At 75.6% G+C, this 17,308-nt stretch carries 1 protein-coding gene; it reads right to left on the reverse strand.

Annotation, left to right across the window (positions count from 1 at the left end; genetic code table 11):
• Positions 1-8: 8 nt before the first annotated feature.
• On the reverse strand, positions 9-17,294 hold the full coding sequence (locus ACIP93_RS24665) for a type I polyketide synthase (protein ID WP_401762037.1): 17,286 nt from the start codon (positions 17,292-17,294) through the stop codon (positions 9-11).
• Positions 17,295-17,308 lie beyond the last annotated feature (14 nt).

Raw genomic sequence — 17,308 nt, forward strand, 5'->3', positions numbered from 1 at the left:
CGGCTCGGTCAGGCGAGGCCGAGTTCCTTGTCGATCAGGTCGAACATCTCGTCGTCCGTGGCGGCCGCTTCGAGGTCGGCGTCGTTCTCGGTGTCGTCCGCCTCCCCGTCGTGGGCGGTCCCGGCGGGGTCGTCGAGCTTCCATTGCAGTGCTCTGAGGCGGGCGGCCAGACGGGCTCGGCCGTCCGCGTCCAGTGCGGAGGCGGCGCGGGCCGTGAGGGACCTCTCGAGTTGGTCCAGTTCCGCGAAGAGGGCGTCATCGGGTTCCGTGCCTTCGGCGGGAGCCAGGCGGGCGCCCAGGTGCCGGGCGAGGGCGAGCGGGGTGGGGTGGTCGAAGACCGCCGTCGTCGGCAGCCGCAGCCCGGTCTCGTCGTTCAGGCGGTTGCGCAGCTCCACGGCGGTGAGGGAGCTCATGCCCAGGTCGAGGAAGCCGCGTTCGGCCTCGATGGAGGTGGCCGAGCCGTGGCCGAGCACGGCGGCCACGTGGCCGGTGATCAGATGGAGCAGCAGCGCGTCGCGTTTGGCCCCGCTCAGTCCGGCCAGCCGTTCCGCGAACCCGCCGTCCGGCGCGGCGGCTCCCGGCTCGGGGGCGGCCGGGTCCGGCACGGTGGCCGCGGACCTCCGCGGTACCGCCCGTACCGGAGCGATCCCGCGCAGCAGTGCCGGGATGCGGCCTGCCGTCGCGAGGGCCCGCGGGTCGATGCGTACGGGGACCAGGAGGGCACGGTCGACGGTCGCGGCGGCGTCGAGCAGGCCGAGTCCTTGGCCTGCCGAGAGCGGCAGCATTCCTGAGCGTGCGAAGCGGGCGACGTCCACGGGGTCAAGACTGGACGTCATTCCACTGGAATCTCCCCAGTATCCCCACGCCAGGGAGACCGCGGCGAGGCCCTGGTCGCGCCGCCGGCGGGCGAGTGCGTCGAGGAAGGAGTTGGCGGCGGCGTAGTTGGCCTGGGCGGGGCCTCCGACGACTCCGGAGAAGGAGGAGAAGAGGACGAAGGCGGACAGTTTCAGGTCGCGCGTCAGCTCGTGCAGATGCATGGCGGCCGTGGCCTTCGGGTGCCAGACCCGCTCCAGGTCCTCGGCGGTGAGGTTCTCCAGCAGGCCGTCGTGCAGGACGCCCGCCGCGTGGACCACCGCGGTGAGCGGGTGCGCGGCGGGTACGGCGGCGAGCACCCCGGCGAGGGCTTCGCGGTCGGCCGCGTCGCAGGCGGCGAGGGTCACGGTCGCCCCGAGACCGGTGAGTTCGGCGTGCAGTTGCTCTGCGCCGGGGGCCGCGGGGCCCCGGCGTCCGGTGAGTACGAGGTGCCGTACGCCGTGCTCGGTGACCAGGTGGCGGGCGACGAGGGCGCCGAGGGTTCCGGTGCCTCCGGTGATCAGGACGGTGCCGTCGCCGTTGGGGTCCCACTCCTGGACCGGGAGGGCCGGGGGGCCCTGCGGGGGTGCGGTGCGCCGGAGCCTGGGCACCGTCACCGCCCCTGCGTGCAGGGCGAGTTGCGATTCGTCGGCGCGCGCGGCGGCGACCACGGCCCGCGGCAGGGCGTGCTCGGAGGCCGGGGAGCCGTCGGTGTCGACGAGGAGGAACCGGCCGGGGTGTTCGGCCTGCGCGGACCGGATCAGGCCCTGCAGGGCGGCGTCGGTGAGCGCGGCGCCGTCGCCCGAGGTGACCAGCACCAGCCGGGAGTCCGCGCAGCGCGGGTCGGCCAGCCAGGTCTGCACGAGGTGCAGCATCTCCCGTACGGGGGTGTGGTCGGCGCTGTCCGCGAGGTCGTCGGCCGCGGCGGGCAGGCGGAGCAGCACCGTCTCCGCGAAGGGCTTCGAGTCCCCGTCTTCGAGAGCTGTTCGGAGGGCGGGGAGGCCGACGAAGGTCTGGGTGGGGTCGCCGGGGATGTCGGCGTCCACGGGGCCACTGTGGCCGCCGGGGCCGGAAAGGCCGGCGGGGCCACTGTGCCCGGCGGGGTCGGCGAGTACGGTGCGGGCCCAGTCCGGCTCGGTCCAGGCGGCCTCGAACAGCGCCCGGAGGTGCGAGGAGGCGGCCGTCGGCGGCGTGGCGGTCAGGACGGTCGCCGTGAGTACGGGCGCGCCCGTGGGGTCGGCGGCGGCCAGGGACAGCGTGCCGTCCTGGGCACGGTCGATCCGTACGCGCAGCGCGGACGCACCACCGGCGGTGAGGGTCACGTCCCGCCAGTGCGCGGGCAGTTCGGCTCCGCCAATACCGGTACCGGACCCGGTGCCGGTCCCGCTCCGGGTGGCGGTCATGGCCAGCACGGTCTGGAGCAGGGCCGGGTGGAGGCGGAATCCGGCCGCGGCCGGGTGCTGGTCCCGGGACAGGGCCACTTCGGCGAGGATGGCGCCGTCCGGCGCGGTCCACAGCGCGCTGACCGTGCGGTGCAGCGGTCCGGGGTCGTAACCGCCCTCGGCGAGGACGGCGTACAGCTCCTCGGTGTCGACCGGCCGGGCGTCGCGCGGCCGCCAGTCGTCCTGGGGCGGGTCGTTCGGGCGCGGGTCGTTCACGTGGGGGGCGGAGGGTTCACCTGCGGGCGCAGCCGTCTCCGTCAGTGTGCCGGTGGCGTGGCGGGTCCAGTCGGCGTCGGCGGCGGTGCGGGCGTGGACCGTCAGGCCGCGGATGCCGTCCTCGGCCGCGCCGACCGTCAACTGGATCTCCGTGGAGCCCTCTTCGGGGACGGTCAGCGGCACCAGTTCGGTGAGTTCCGCGAGCGTCGCGCAGCCGGCTTCGTCGGCTGCGCGGACCGCCCAGTCGAGCAGGGCGGTGGCCGGCACGACGGTGTCGCCGTGCACGGTGTGGTCGGCCAGCCACGGGTGGGTGGCGGCGCCGATCCGGCCGCTGAGGACGAGGGAACCGTCCCCGTCGGCGAGGCGGACCACGGTGTCGAGTCCGGCCGGGTCCGCCGGGGCGCCGCCCGCGGTGGCGCGGGGCGCGTCGAGCCAGTACCGGTTCCGCTGGAAGGCGTACGTGGGCAGGTCGGCCGCCCGGCCGCCGTCCAGGGCGCCGCTCCAGTCGACCCGTACGCCGTGCACGTGCGCCTCGGCGAGCGAGGTCAGCAGTCGCTGGGGGCCGCCGTCCTGGCGGCGCAGCGAGCCGAGGGCCGGTGCGTCCGCCTCGGCGGCGGCGACGGTGTCCTCGATCGCGGCGGCCAGCACCGGGTGCGGTGCGGCCTCGATGAACACGTCGTGTCCCTCGGCGAGGAGGGTGCGCAGGGCGTCCTCAAGCCGGACGGTGCGGCGCAGGTTCTCGTACCAGTACGTGGCGTCCAGCGCGGTGTCGGCGTCGATCCATGCGCCGGTGAGGGTGGACAGGAACGGGATGCGGGGTGCGCGGGTCTCCAGTCCGGCGAGGTCGGCGAGCACGGTGTCGCGGATGCGTTCGACCTGGGCGGAGTGGGAGGCGTAGTCGACGGGGATGCGCTTGGCGCGGACGCCGTCCCGGGCGCACGCGTCGATCAGCGCGTCGAGGGCGTCCGGCTCGCCGGAGACGACGACGGAGCCGGGCCCGTTGACGGCGGCGACCGATATGCGCCCGTCCCAGGCGGTGAGGCGGTCGAGGACGTCCGCGTGGGAGGCGGCGACGGAGACCATGCCGCCGTGGCCGGACAGCTGGGCGTCGATGGCGCGGCTGCGCAGGGCGATCACCCGGGCGCCGTCCTGGAGGGAGAGCGCACCGGCCACGCAGGCGGCGGCGATCTCGCCCTGGGAGTGGCCGACCACCGCTGCCGGACGCAGCCCGTGGGCCTGCCAGACGTCGGCGAGCGCGATCATGACCGCCCAGAGGGCGGGCTGGGCGACGTCCACCCGGCCCAGGGAGGCGGCGGTCGTGTCGCCGCGCAGCACGGCGGTCAGCGACCAGTCCGTGTACGGGGCCAGCGCTCGCTCGCAGTCCGCGATCCGGGCGGCGAACTCCGGCGAGTGCACGAGGAGTTCGGCGCCCATGCCGACCCACTGGGAACCCTGGCCGGGGAAGACGAGGACGGGCTTGCGGTCGCGGCCCGAGGTGTGCCGGCCCTGGACGAGACCGGGGGCCGGAACGCCTTCGGCGAGCGCGGCGAGCGCGGCCCGCAGGGACTGCGGGTCGGCGGCGGTGACGACCGCCCGGTGTTCGAGGACGGCCCGCCGGGTGGCGAGGGAGGCGGCGAGGTCGAGGGGCGTCGGCCGGTCACCGGCAGGGGTGCCTGACGCCGAGGAGCCGGGGAGGGCGGGGCCGCCCGGGGCAAGGGTGTCCGCGCGGGAGAGGGAGTCCAGGTGGGTGAGCAGGGCCCGCGCCTGTCCGCGCAGGGCGGGCGCGCTCCGCGCGGAGAGCAGCCAGGGCAGGACCGGGCCGGCGGACGGGGACCGCACCGCGCCCGGCGGGTCCTCGGGAGTCGTCCCGGACCCGGTGGGCACGGCCGATTCGCCCGCCGACGTCGTCCCGGCGCCGGAATCGCCCGGCGTCGCCCCGGACCCGGCGAGTACCGCCGTCTCATCGCCGGACGCCGTCCCGGAGCCGACGGCCTCCGACGTCGTCCCGGAGCCAGCGGCCTCCGGCGTCGGCGAGGACTCCGTGGCACCCGCCCCCGGGGCCCGTGCCGCGTCCGGGGCCTTGCCGAACGCCGGGGGCGCGGCGTCCGGACCCTGCTCCAGGATCACGTGCGCGTTGGTGCCGCTGATGCCGAAGGAGGAGACCCCGGCCCGGCGCGGGCGGCCGTCGGCCGTCGGCCAGGGGGCCGCCTCGTCCAGGACGCGTACGGCGCCCGACGACCAGTCCACGTGCGGGGTCCGCTCGTCGAGGTGCAGCGACTTCGGAAGCAGACCGTGCCGCATGGCGAGCACCATCTTCATCACTCCGGCGACCCCGGCCGCGGCCTGGGTGTGCCCGAGGTTGGACTTCACGGAGCCCAGGAGCAGCGGCCGGTCCACCGGCCGGTCCTGCCCGTACACGGCGAGCAGGGCCTGCGCCTCGATCGGGTCGCCGAGCCGGGTGCCGGTGCCGTGCGCCTCGACCGCGTCGATGTCGGCGCCGGACAGGCCGGCGCCGTCGAGGGCCTGGCGGATGACCCGCTGCTGGGCGGGTCCGTTGGGGGCGGTCAGGCCGTTGGAGGCGCCGTCCTGGTTGACGGCCGAGCCGCGCACGACGGCCAGCACGCGGTGGCCGTTGCGTACGGCGTCCGAGAGCCGTTCGAGGACGACCAGCCCGGCGCCCTCCGAGAAGCCGGTGCCGTCGGCCGCCGCCGAGAACGGCTTGCAGCGGCCGTCGGCGGCCAGGCCGCGCTGCCGGGAGAAGTCCACGATGATCACCGGGGAGGACATGACGGTCACCCCGCCCGCCAGCGCGAGCGAGCATTCGCCGGCCCGCAGCGCCTGGGCGGCCATGTGCAACGCGACCAGGGACGAGGAACAGGCGGTGTCGACGGTGACGGCCGGGCCCTCCAGGCCCAGCGCGTAGGAGACACGGCCGGAGACGACGCTGACGGCATTGCCGGTGTTGACGTATCCCGCGAGTGCCTCGGGGATCTCGGCGCCGCGGTTCAGGTAGTCGCTGGAGGACAGCCCGGCGAAGACGCCGGTACGGGTGCCGCGCAGCGACCTGGGGTCGATGCCGGCCCGTTCCGCCGCCTCCCACGCCGTTTCGAGCAGCAGGCGCTGTTGCGGGTCCATCGCGGTGGCCTCGTTCGGGCCGATGCCGAAGAAGTCCGCGTCGAAGTCGGCGGCGCCGTGCAGGAAGCCGCCTTCGAGGGTGCGGGAGGCGTCCGGGTGGTCGGGGACGGAACCGTAGAGGTGCTCCAGGTCCCAGCCGCGGTCCGTGGGGAAGCCGCCGATGGCATCGGTGCCGGTGGCCAGTAGGGTCCACAGGTCCTCGGGCGAGCGGACGTCGCCGGGGTAGCGGCAGGCCATGCCGACGATGACGACGGGGTCGTCGTCCGGGGCGGCCGGGGCCGGGGCGGCGGACGTCCCGGGAGCAGGCGCGGTGTCGGTCAGCAGGCCGCCCAGGTGTGCGGCGAGCGCGACGGGGGTCGGATGGTCGAAGACCAGGGTGGCGGGCAGCCGCAGCCCGGCGGCGGCGGCGAGCCGGTTGCGCAGTTCCACGGCGGTCAGCGAGTCGAAGCCCAGGTCGCGGAACGCCTTTCCGGCGTGGACCTGGCCGGCGTCGGCGTGCCCGAGTACGGCCGCCGCGCACGTGGTGACCAGGTCGACGAGCACGCTTGGCCGTTCGGCTGCGGGCAGCGCGGCCAGCCGCTGCCGCAGACCGCCGCCCGCGGCGCCGCCACCGGTGTCGGCGGTGCGCCGGGCGGCCGTGCCCCGGAACAGGCCGCGCAGGATCGGGGGCAGCGCCTCGGGTGCACGGCCGCGCAGGGCGGTGTGGTCCAGGCGTACCGGTACGAGCAGCGGCCGACGGGCGGCGAGGGCGGCATCGAACAGCGCGAGCCCGTCGCGGGTGGCGAGCGGCAGCCCTCCGGTGGAGCGGGCGCGGCCGCGCGCGCCGTCGTCCAGGTGCCGGGTCATCTCGCTGGCCCGTGCCCACAGGCCCCAGGCGAGCGAGGCGGCGGGCAGGCCGGTGGTCCGGCGGTGGCGGGCGAGGCCGTCCAGGAAGGTGTTGGCGGCGGCGTAGTTGCCCTGCCCGGCGTTGCCGAACGTGCCCGCCGCGGAGGAGAACAGCACGAAGCCGGCGAGGTCCAGGTGCCGGGTCAGCTCGTGCAGGTTCCAGGCGGCGTCCGCCTTGGGGCGCAGTACGGTGTGCAGCCGCTCGGGGGTGAGGGCGGTGACCACGCCGTCGTCGAGCACACCGGCGGCGTGCACGACGGCGGTCAGCGGGTGGGCGTCGCTCACGGTGCCGAGCAGCGCGGCGAGCGCCGTACGGTCGGCGGCGTCGCAGGCGGCGACGGTCACCGAGGCGCCCAATCCTTCGAGTTCCGCACGGAGTCCGGTCGCGCCGGCGCTGTCGGGGCCGCGGCGTCCGGCGAGCAGCAGGTGCCGTACGCCGTGTTCGGTGACGAGGTGGCGGGCGAGCGTGCCGCCGAGTTCTCCGGTGCCGCCGGTGATGAGGACGGTGCCCTCGGGGTCCCACGGGCGGGGCACGGTCAGGACGACCTTGCCGGTGTGGCGGGCCTGGGAGACGTACCGGAACGCCTCCTGGGCGTGGGTGACGTCCCAGGCGGTGACCGGCAGGGGGCGCAGCGCGCCTTCCTCGAAGAGGGTGACGAGATCGGCGAGCATCGCGCCGATCCGCTCGGGGCCCGCCTCGGCGAGGTCGAAGGCGCGGTAGCGGGCGCCGTCGTGGTCGCGTGCCACGTCGGCGGCGTCCCGGACGTCGGTCTTGCCCATTTCGATGAGCCGCCCGCCCGGGGCCAGCAGGCGCAGGGACGCGTCGACGTACTCGCCGGCGAGCGAGTTGAGGACCACGTCCACGCCCCGGCCTTCGCGTGCCGTGCGGAAGGTCTCCTCGAAGTCCAGGGTCCGGGAGGAGGCGAGGCGATCCGCGGGCAGGCCGTCGCTCGCGGCGCGCAGCAGGCGCTGCTTGGGTTCGCTGGCGGTGCCGTAGACCTCGGCGCCCCACAGGCGGGCGAGCTGGGTGGCGGCCATCCCGACGCCGCCCGCGGCGGCGTGCACGAGGACGGACTCGCCCTCGGCGAGCCCCGCGAGGTCGCGCAGCGCGTAGTAGGCGGTGAGGAACACGACGGGTGCGGCGGCGGCCTGGGCGAAGGTCCAGCCCGCCGGCATCCGGGTGACGACGCGGTGGTCGGCGACGGCCAGCGGGCCGAAGCCGCCGGTGACCATGCCGAAGACGCGGTCGCCGACGCACAGGCCGGTGACGTCGGGCCCGGTTTCGACGACGACGCCCGCGGCCTCGGAGCCGAGGAACTCGGCGCCGCCGGGGTACATCCCGAGGGCGTTCAGCACGTCGCGGAAGTTGAGTCCGGCGGCCCGGACCTCGATCCGGACCTGCCCGGGTGCGAGCGGTGCGGCCGCCTGCGGGGCGGGCAGCAGGGCCAGGTGGTCCAGGCTGCCCTTCTCGGGGATGTCCAGCCGCCAGGGCCCGTCCTCGCGCGGCACGGGGAGCGCGCCGGAGGCGTGGGTACGGGTCAGGCGGGGCGCGTACGCGGTTCCCTGGCGCAGCGCCAGCTGGGGTTCGCCGCCCGCGGCGACCGCCTGGGGCAGGGCGCGCCAGGACGCGGGGTCGTCGTCCAGGTCGGCGAGCACGATCCGGCCGGGGTGCTCGGTCTGCGCCGACCGCAGCAGCCCCCACAGGGCCGAGCCGGGGAGGTCGCCGACGGCGCCGCCGGGGTCGGGGGTGACGGCGTCCCGGGTGGTGACGACCAGTCGTGATCCGTCGAACCTGTCGTCCGCCAACCAGCCCTGGAGCAGGGCCAGTACGCGCTCCAGCAGGTGGGCGGCCCCGGCTGCGGGGCCGGTGGACGCGTCGGCGGTCCCGTCGGTACCGGTGATCAGCACGACGTCCGGTGTGCCGGTCTCCGGCAGTGCGGCGGCCGCGTCGGCCAGGGTGTCCCACCGGGTGAGGACGGCGCCGCCCTCGCCGAGGGCGGCCCGGTGGGCGGGGCCGTGGTGACCCAGGACGGCCCAGCGGGGGGCCTGGCGGGCGGCCCGGTCCGTCGGAGGGTGGGCGCTCTTCGCCGCCGTCGGGGCCCAGTCCAGGTGGAACAGGGCGTCGCGGACCGTACGGGGCACGGTTTCCGCACCGCTGAGGGCGGCGGCCGTGACCGGTCGTACCGCGAGGGCGTCGACGGCGGCGACCGGGCGGCCGAGCGGGTCGGCCATCAGGACCGACACGGCGTCCGTTCCCGCGGGGCGCAGCCGGACCCGCAGGGAGGTGGCGCCCGTGGCGTGGAGGGTGACCCCCGTCCAGGAGAAGGGCAGGCCGGTGCTGCCTTCGGAGTTGCTCAACGGGCCGAGTCCGGCCGCGTGCAGCGCCGCGTCGAGCAGTGCGGGGTGGATGCCGAAGCGGGCCGCGTCCGCCGCGCCCGCTTCGGGCAGGACCACCTCGGCGTACACGTCGGCGCCGAGCCGCCAGGCTGCCCGCAGGCCCTGGAAGACCGGTCCGTACGCGTAGCCCTGGGCGCGCAGCGACGCGTAGTGTCCGTCCACCTCTTCGACGGGCTCCGCCCCGCGCGGCGGCCACACGGTGAACTCCCCCTCGGGGAGGGTGCCTTCGGCGAAATCGGCGGCCGGGGCCGCGAGGGTGCCGTCGGCGTGCAGGGTCCACTCCGCTTCCGGTGCGTCGTCGGGCCTGGCGTGCAGGGTGACGCTCCGCAGTCCGGCGGCGTCGGGGGCGGTGACCGCCAACTGGACCTGGATTCCGCCGCGTTCGGGCAGCAGGACGGGTGCGTGCAGGGTCAGCTCCTCGACCCGGCCGCAGCCCAGCTCGTCGCCGGCCCGGACGGCCACCTCGACGAGCGCGGCGCCGGGCACCACGACGGTGCCGGCCACCGCGTGGTCGGCGAGCCACGGGTGGCTGCGCAGCGACCAGCGGGCGGTGGCGACGAGTTCGCCGCCGAGGGCGAGCGGCAGGGCCGCGCCGAGCAGCGGGTGGTCGAGGGCGCCGAGTCCGGCGGAGGCGACGTCCCCCGAGCCGGCGGTGGCCGGGCGCGGCCAGTAGCGGCGGTGCTGGAAGGCGTAGGTGGGCAACGTCGGGGGGTCGGTGGGGCGCGGGACCCCGACGGCCTCGAAGAACACCTCCCAGTCGACGTGCGCGCCGTGGTTGTGGGCCTCGGCCAGGGAGAGCCTGAACCGGTCGGGGCCGCCCTCGTCGCGGCGCAGGGTGCCGGTGGCAGCCGCGGCGGCCCCGGTGGCCTCGATGGTCTCCTGCATTCCGGTGGTGACCACGGGGTGCGGGCTGACCTCGATGAACACGCGGTGTCCCGCGTCGAGCAGCGCGCGGGTGGCCTGCTCGAACTCGACGGTGCCGCGCAGGTTGGCGAACCAGTAGGCGCCGTCGAGCACGGTGGTGTCGATCGGGGCGCCGGTCACCGTGGAACAGAAGGGGATGCGCGCGGCACGCGGCGCGACGGGTGCCAGTACGGCGTGCAACTCCTTCTCGATACGGGACACCTGGGCCGAGTGCGAGGCGTAGTCGACGGGGATGCGCTTGGCCCGTACGCCGTCCCGGGCGCAGGCGTCGAGCAGGGCCTCCAGGGCTTCGGGCTCTCCGGAGACGACCGCGGAGGAGGGGCCGTTGACGGCCGCGAGGGACAGCCGTTCGCCCCAGGGGGCCAGCAGGGCGCGCACCTCGTCGGCGGGACGGGCGACGGAGACCATGCCGCCCTGCCCGGACAGGGCGGTCAGGGCCCGGCTGCGCAGCGCGACGACGCGGGCGGCGTCGTCCAGGGTGAGGGCGCCGGCCACGCAGGCGGCGGCGATCTCGCCCTGGGAGTGGCCGACGACGGCTGCGGGGCGCACGCCGTGCGCCTGCCACAGCTCCGCAAGGGACACCATGACGGCGAACAGCACCGGCTGGACCACGTCGACGCGCTCCAGCGAGGGCGCGCCCTCGGCCTGGCGCAGCACGTCCATCAGGGACCAGTCGGTGTACGCGTCGACGGCGGCGGCGCACTCGGCGATCCGGGCGGCGAACACCGGTGAGGTGTCGAGGAGTCCGCGGGCCATCGCGGGCCACTGGGAGCCCTGGCCGGGGAAGACGAAGACGGTGCCGCCGCCTTCGCCCTCCGCCGTGCCCTCGCGGACGGCGGGCGACGACTGGCCCCGGCCCTCGGCGAGGGCGTCCAGCCCGGCGAGCAGCGTGGCGGGGTCGGACGCGAGGACGGTGGCGCGGTGCGTCATCGCGGTACGGGTCGCGGCGAGCGCGTGTGCGACGCGCGGCAGGCCGTCACCGGTCCCGGCCGCGCCGTCGCGCAGGTGCACGGCGAGGCGTGCGGCCTGCGCGGCGAGCGCGTCGGGGGACTTGGCGGACAGCACGTACGGCAGGACGGACGCCTCGCCCGCGCCGGACCCGGCCTCGCCGCCGGACGCGGCGTCGCTCACCGAGCCGGCCGCGCCGCCGGGCACGGAGCTGTTCCCGAGACCGGCCGCGCCGTCCGGCGTGGAGCTGTTCCCGGGGTCGGAGCCGCTCTCGCCCACGGGGCGGGCGGGCTGCGGCGGGGCGGCCGCCTCCAGGATGACGTGGGCGTTGGTGCCGCTGATACCGAAGGAGGAGACGCCCGCGCGGTACGGGCGGTCCACCGACGGCCAGGGGGTGGGGGCGGAGAGGAGTTCGACCGCGCCCGCCGACCAGTCCACCTGCGGGGACGGTTCGTCGATGTGCAGGGACTGCGGGAGTACGCCGTTGCGCATCGCCAGGACCATCTTGATGACGCCCGCGACGCCGGCGGCGGCCTGGGTGTGGCCGATGTTGGACTTCACCGAGCCCAGGAGCAGCGGCCGGTCGGCCGGACGTTCCCGCCCGTACGTGGAGAGCAGCGCCTGCGCCTCGATCGGGTCGCCGAGCCGGGTGCCGGTGCCGTGCGCCTCCACCGCGTCGACCTCGTCGGCCCCGAGTCCCGCGTCGGCCAGGGCGCGGCGGATGACGCGCTGCTGGGAGGGGCCGTTGGGGGCGGTCAGGCCGTTGGAGGCGCCGTCCTGGTTGACGGCGGAGCCGCGGAGCACGGCGAGGACGGGGTGTCCGTTGCGCCGGGCGTCGCAGAGGCGTTCCACCAGCAGCAGGCCGATGCCCTCCGCCCAGCCCGTGCCGTCCGCGGCGCCCGCGAACGGCTTGCAGCGCCCGTCGGCCGCGAGACCGCGCTGCCGGGAGAACTCCACGAACATGTGCGGGGTCGACATGACGGTGACGCCGCCCGCCAGGGCGAGGGTGCACTCACCGCGGCGCAGCGCCTGGGCGGCGAGGTGCAGGGAGACCAGCGAGGAGGAGCAGGCGGTGTCCACGGTGACCGCCGGGCCCTCCAGGCCGAAGGCGTACGACACCCGGCCGGAGACCACGCTGGCCGCGTTGCCGGTCATCAGGTGTCCGGTGACGTCGTCCTCGGCGGTGCCCAGAACCTGCTGGTAGTCCTGGAAGTTGGAGCCGACGAACACGCCGGTCGCGCTTCCGCGCAAGGTGTCGGGGACGATGCCGGCGCGCTCGACGGTCTCCCAGGCCGTTTCGAGGAGGAGCCGCTGCTGCGGGTCCATGGCGAGGGCCTCGCGCGGCGAGATCCCGAAGAACTCGGCGTCGAAACCGGCCAGTCCGGTGAGGAAGCCGCCCTCCCGGACGTAGCTGGTGCCCTGGTGCTCCGGGTCGGGGTGGTAGATCCCCTCGGTGTCCCAGCCCCGGTCGGTGGGCAGCGCGGACACTCCGTCGCCGCCCCGGGCGAGCAGTTCCCAGAACTCCTCCGGGGAGCCGACGCCGCCGGGGAAGCGGCAGGCCATGGAGACGATCGCGATCGGCTCGTCGTCCGCCCCGGCGCGGGCGGCCGGGGCGGCCCCGGCGGGTGTGTGGCCGTCCAGCAGTTCGGCGCGCAGATGCGCGGCCACCGCGGCGGCCGTCGGGTGGTCGAACAGGAGCGTGGCGGGCAGCCGAAGGCCGGTGCGGGCGGTGAGCCGGTTGCGCAGCTCCACGGCGGTCAGCGAGTCGAAGCCCAGGTCGCGGAAGGCGCGGTTGACGTCGACGGCGCCCGCGGAGGCGTGCCCAAGGACGTGGGCGATCTCTTCGCGGAGCAGGTCGTTCAGGGCGCGTTCCTGCTCGGCGGGGGTCGCCAGGGCGAGCAGGCGTGCGCGCAGCGGCAACGCCGCCCCGGTCCGGTTCCGCGCGGTCTCCGCGAGTCGCCGTACCTCGGGCAGGTCGTCGATCAGTGGGCTGGGCCGGGTGGCCGAGAGGATCGGGCCGAGGGTGTTCCAGTCGATGTCGGCGACCGTCACGCAGGCGGCATCGCTCGCGAGGGCCCGCTGGAGGGCGGCGAGGGCGAGTTCGGGCGCCATCGGGGTCATGCCGCCGCGGCGGATCCGGTGGGTGAGGGCGTCGTCGCCGGCTGCCATTCCGGCGTCGGCCCACGAGCCCCAGGCCACCGAGGTGGCGGGCAGCCCGGCGGCGCGGCGCTGCTCGGCGAGGGCGTCCAGGTAGGCGTTGGCGGCGGCGTAGTTGGCCTGTCCCGCGTTGCCGAGGACACCGGTGACGGAGGAGAACAGCACAAACATCGACAGCGGGTGGCCGCCGTGCGGGTCACTGCCGTGCGGATCCTGCGGAATGCCACCCCGCCCGTCCCGCGATCCGCCCTCGCACCCCTCCTCTGCGGTACGGGAGACACGGGTGGCGCGGGTGAGTTCGTCGAGCAGCCGGGCGGACTCCGCCTTGGCGCGCAGCACGGTCTCGAACCGCTCGCCGGTCAGCGCGTCCAGGACGCCGTCGTCGAGGACACCGGCGGCATGGACGACTCCGCGAAGCGGCAGCTCGGCGGGTACGGCGTCGAGGAGGGCGGCGAGCGCGACCCGGTCCGCGGTGTCGCAGGCCGCGACGGTCACCCGTACGCCCGTCTCCTCCAGTTCGGCGACCAGTTCGCCGACGCCTTCCGCCGCCGGGCCCCGGCGGCCGGCCAGCAACAGGTGCTCGGCACCCGCCCCGGCCAGCCAGCGGGCGACACGGCCGCCCAGGGCCCCCGTACCGCCGGTCACGAGGACGGTGCCGCGCGGGGCGGACCACTGGTCCGTGTCCTGTGCGGGGACGTCGTGGGTGAGGCGTCGGCCGTACGTTCCGTAGGACCGTACGGCGACCTGGTCCTCCCCGGTGTCCGCACCGAGCACGTCGGCCACCCGGGCCGCGAGGTCACAGCCGTCGAGGGCGCCGGCGGTGCCGCCCGCGCCCGCGTCGGGGGCGGAGGGCAGGTCGATGAGCCCGCCCCAGCGCTGCGGGAACTCCAGCGCCGCGACCCGGCCGAGTCCCCAGGTCTGGGCCTGGAGCGGACCGGTCGGCGGCTGCGTGCCGTCGACGGACACCGCGCCGCGGGTCAGGCACCACAACGGCGCCTCCGCCTCCGCTGCCTCCAGGGCTCGCAGCAGGTCCGCGGTGGCGAGGAGGCCGCGCGGGACCGCGGGGTGGGCGGGGTGCGGGCGCTCGTCGAGGGCGAGGAAGGACAGCACGCCGGACACCGGCCCCGCGGAGACCTCGGCCAGGGCCGTACGGACCTTCGCGGCGAGGGACTCGGCGTCGTCGACGGTGGGCACGAGGAGCCGTTCGACGTCTGCCCCGAGGTCGGTGAGGCCGGCGAGCAGCGCGGCCAGGGACTCGTCCTCGGCCAGGTGGTCGGGTACGACGGCCAGCCAGCCGGAGCCGGACGGCAGCCCGGTACCGGGGGCGTCAAGGGCGGTCCAGGTGGCCTGGTAGGCCCACGACTCGATCGTGGCGAGGCCGCGCCGCTTGGCGCGCCAGGCGCCGAGGACCGGGAGCAGTTCGTCGAGGGACGCTTCGGCGGGCGCGCCCTCGATGCCGAGTACGGCGGAGGCCGCGGCCAGGTCGCCGCGTTCGGCGGCCTCCCAGAAGGCCGCCTCCACCTGGTCGGCGGCGACGGCCGGACCGGCGTCGCGCAGCAGGTCCCTGCCGTCGGCCGGGAGCCAGTAGCGCTGGTGCTGGAAGGCGTAGGTGGGCAGCTCGACGACGCGCGCGCCGGTGCCGGAGAAGAACGCGGCCCAGTCGACTTCGACCCCGTCCACGTGGAGCCGGGTCACGGCCTGGAGGGCGGACGCCTCCTCGTCGCGGTTCTTGCGCAGTACGGGTACGAGGACAGCGTCGCCGCCTACGGGCAGGCAGTCGGCAGCCATCGCGGACAGGACCCCGTCGGGACCCAGCTCCAGGAACCGCCGCACACCCTGGCCGGACAGGAACCGCACCTCGTCCGCGAAGCGCACCGCCTCACGGACGTGGCGCACCCAGTACTCCGGATCACACACCGACTCGGCACCAGCCGCCATCGCAATCGCGGGGGCGGAGAGGGACAGCCCCGACACCACCGCACGGAACTCGTCCAGCATCGGGTCCATCAACGGCGAATGGAACGCGTGCGAGACCCGGAGGCGGGTCGTCTTGCGGCCCTGCGCTTCGAAGTGGGCCCGTACGGCCTCCACCTGCTCCGACGCGCCGGACACCACCACCGACGACGGACCGTTGACCGCCGCGACCGAGACCAACTCGCCCAGCAGCGGCAGGACTTCCTCCTCCGTCGCCTGCACGGCCAGCATCGCGCCACCCTCGGGCAGCGCCTGCATCAACCGCCCACGCGCAGCCACCAGCGCACACGCGTCGGCCAGCGAGAACACCCCGGCCACATGCGCCGCAGCCACCTCACCGATGGAGTGACCCGCCACGAAGTCCGGCTTCACGCCCCACGACTCCACGAGGCGGTACAGCGCGACCTCCACGGCGAACAGCGCTGCCTGCGCGTGCACCGTCTGGTTCAGCGCCTCCGCGTCCTCACCCCACACCACCTCCCGCACCGGGACGTCCAGCTCCGCGCACACCGCGTCGAACGCCGACGCGAACACCGGGAAACGGGCATACAACTCACGCCCCATGCCCAGGCGTTGCGACCCCTGACCGGTGAAGAGCATCGCCAGGGGGCCCTTGTCCGCGGACGACGACGTTCCCCCGCCCTCCGCCAGAGCGTCGAGGCCCGCCAGCAGGCCCGCCCGGTCATCGGCCACGATCGCGGCCCGGTGTTCCAGCGGGGCCCGCGTGGTGGCGAGCGAAAAGGCGATGTCGGTGACGCCCAACTCCGTTCGGGCGCGCACGTGTTCGGCAAGGCGTACAGCCTGGTCGCGCAGTGCGTCGGCCGTCTTCGCCGAGAGGAGCCACGGCAGCGCCCCGGAGCTGTCGAAGGCGGGGGAGCTGCCGGGGCTGTCGTCGGAAGCGGTCGGCGCGGTCGGTGGCTGTTCGAGGATGACGTGGGCGTTGGTGCCGCTGACGCCGAACGAGGAGACGGCGGCCCGTCGCGGCCGGTCGTCCGCCGCGGGCCAGGCGGTCTCGTCCGTGAGCAGCCGTACGCTGCCCGCCGACCAGTCGACGTGCGGGGACGGCTCGTCCAGGTGCAGGGTCGCGGGCAGCACGCCGTGGCGCATGGCGAGCACGGTCTTGATGACGCCCGCGACACCGGCGGCGGCCTGGGTGTGGCCGATGTTGGACTTCATCGAGCCCAGGAGCAGTGGCCGGTCCGCCGGGCGCCCCTGGCCGTAGGCGGCCAGCAGTGCGGTGGCCTCGATGGGGTCGCCCAGCCGGGTGCCGGTGCCGTGCGCCTCGACGGTGTCCACGTCGGTGGCGGCCAGGCCCGCGTCGGCCAGTGCCCGCCGGATGACGCGCTGCTGCGAGGGACCGTTCGGTGCGGTGAGGCCGTTGCTGGCGCCGTCCTGGTTGACGGCGGAGCCGCGTACGACGGCCAGTACCGGATGGCCGTTGCGCAGGGCGTCGGACAACCGCTCGACGAGGAGGACACCGGCGCCCTCGCTCCACGCCGTTCCGTCGGCGGCGGCCGAGAAGGGCTTGCAGCGGCCGTCTGCGGCCAGGCCGCGCTGGCGGCCGAACTCCGCGAACATCTGCGGGGTGGCCATGACCGTGACGCCGCCGGCGAGGGCGAGCGTGCACTCGCCCCGGCGCAGCGACTGCACCGCCAGGTGCAGGGCCACCAGCGACGAGGAACAGGCCGTGTCGACGGTGATGGCCGGGCCCTCCAGGCCCAGGACGTACGAGATGCGGCCCGAGGCGACACTGACGGTGTTGCCGGTGAGCAGGTGACCCGCGACGTCTTCGCGCACCTGTCCGGTGGCGGGAGCCGTGGCCGCCGTGTCGTAGCCGCCGTGCCCGGCGCCGATGAACACACCCGTCCGGGTGGAGCGCAGGGCGTGCGGGGACATGCCGGCCCGCTCGATCGCCTCCCAGGCCGTCTCCAGCATCAGCCGCTGCTGCGGGTCCATGGCGAGGGCCTCACGCGGTGAGATCCCGAAGAAGCCCGCGTCGAACTCGCCCGCGCCGTGCAGGAAGCCGCTCTCGCGGGGGTACGCCGCGCCTTCGCCGCCCGGGTCGCCGGGGGCCGGGGCGTCGGCGGACGTGCCCGCGGTGGACGTGCCGGTGCCGGCGTAGAGGCCCTTGAGGTCCCAGCCGCGGTCGGTGGGGAAGGCGGAGACGGCGTCGACGCCGTCGCGCACCAGCTCCCACAGCCGCTCGGGAGTGTCGGCGCCGCCCGGGTAGCGGCAGGCCATGCCGACGATCGCGATGGGCTCCCGGTTCTTGTCGTTCACCTCACGCAGTCGCTCGCGCGTCTCGTCGAGATCGGCGATGGCTCGCTTCAGATAATCGCGAAGCTTCTGCTCGTTCGACATCAGGATGTCAACCTCTC

This window comes from Streptomyces sp. NPDC088745 (genome assembly GCF_044751045.1).
In the GTDB taxonomy this organism is placed as follows: Bacteria; Actinomycetota; Actinomycetes; order Streptomycetales; family Streptomycetaceae; genus Streptomyces; species Streptomyces cremeus.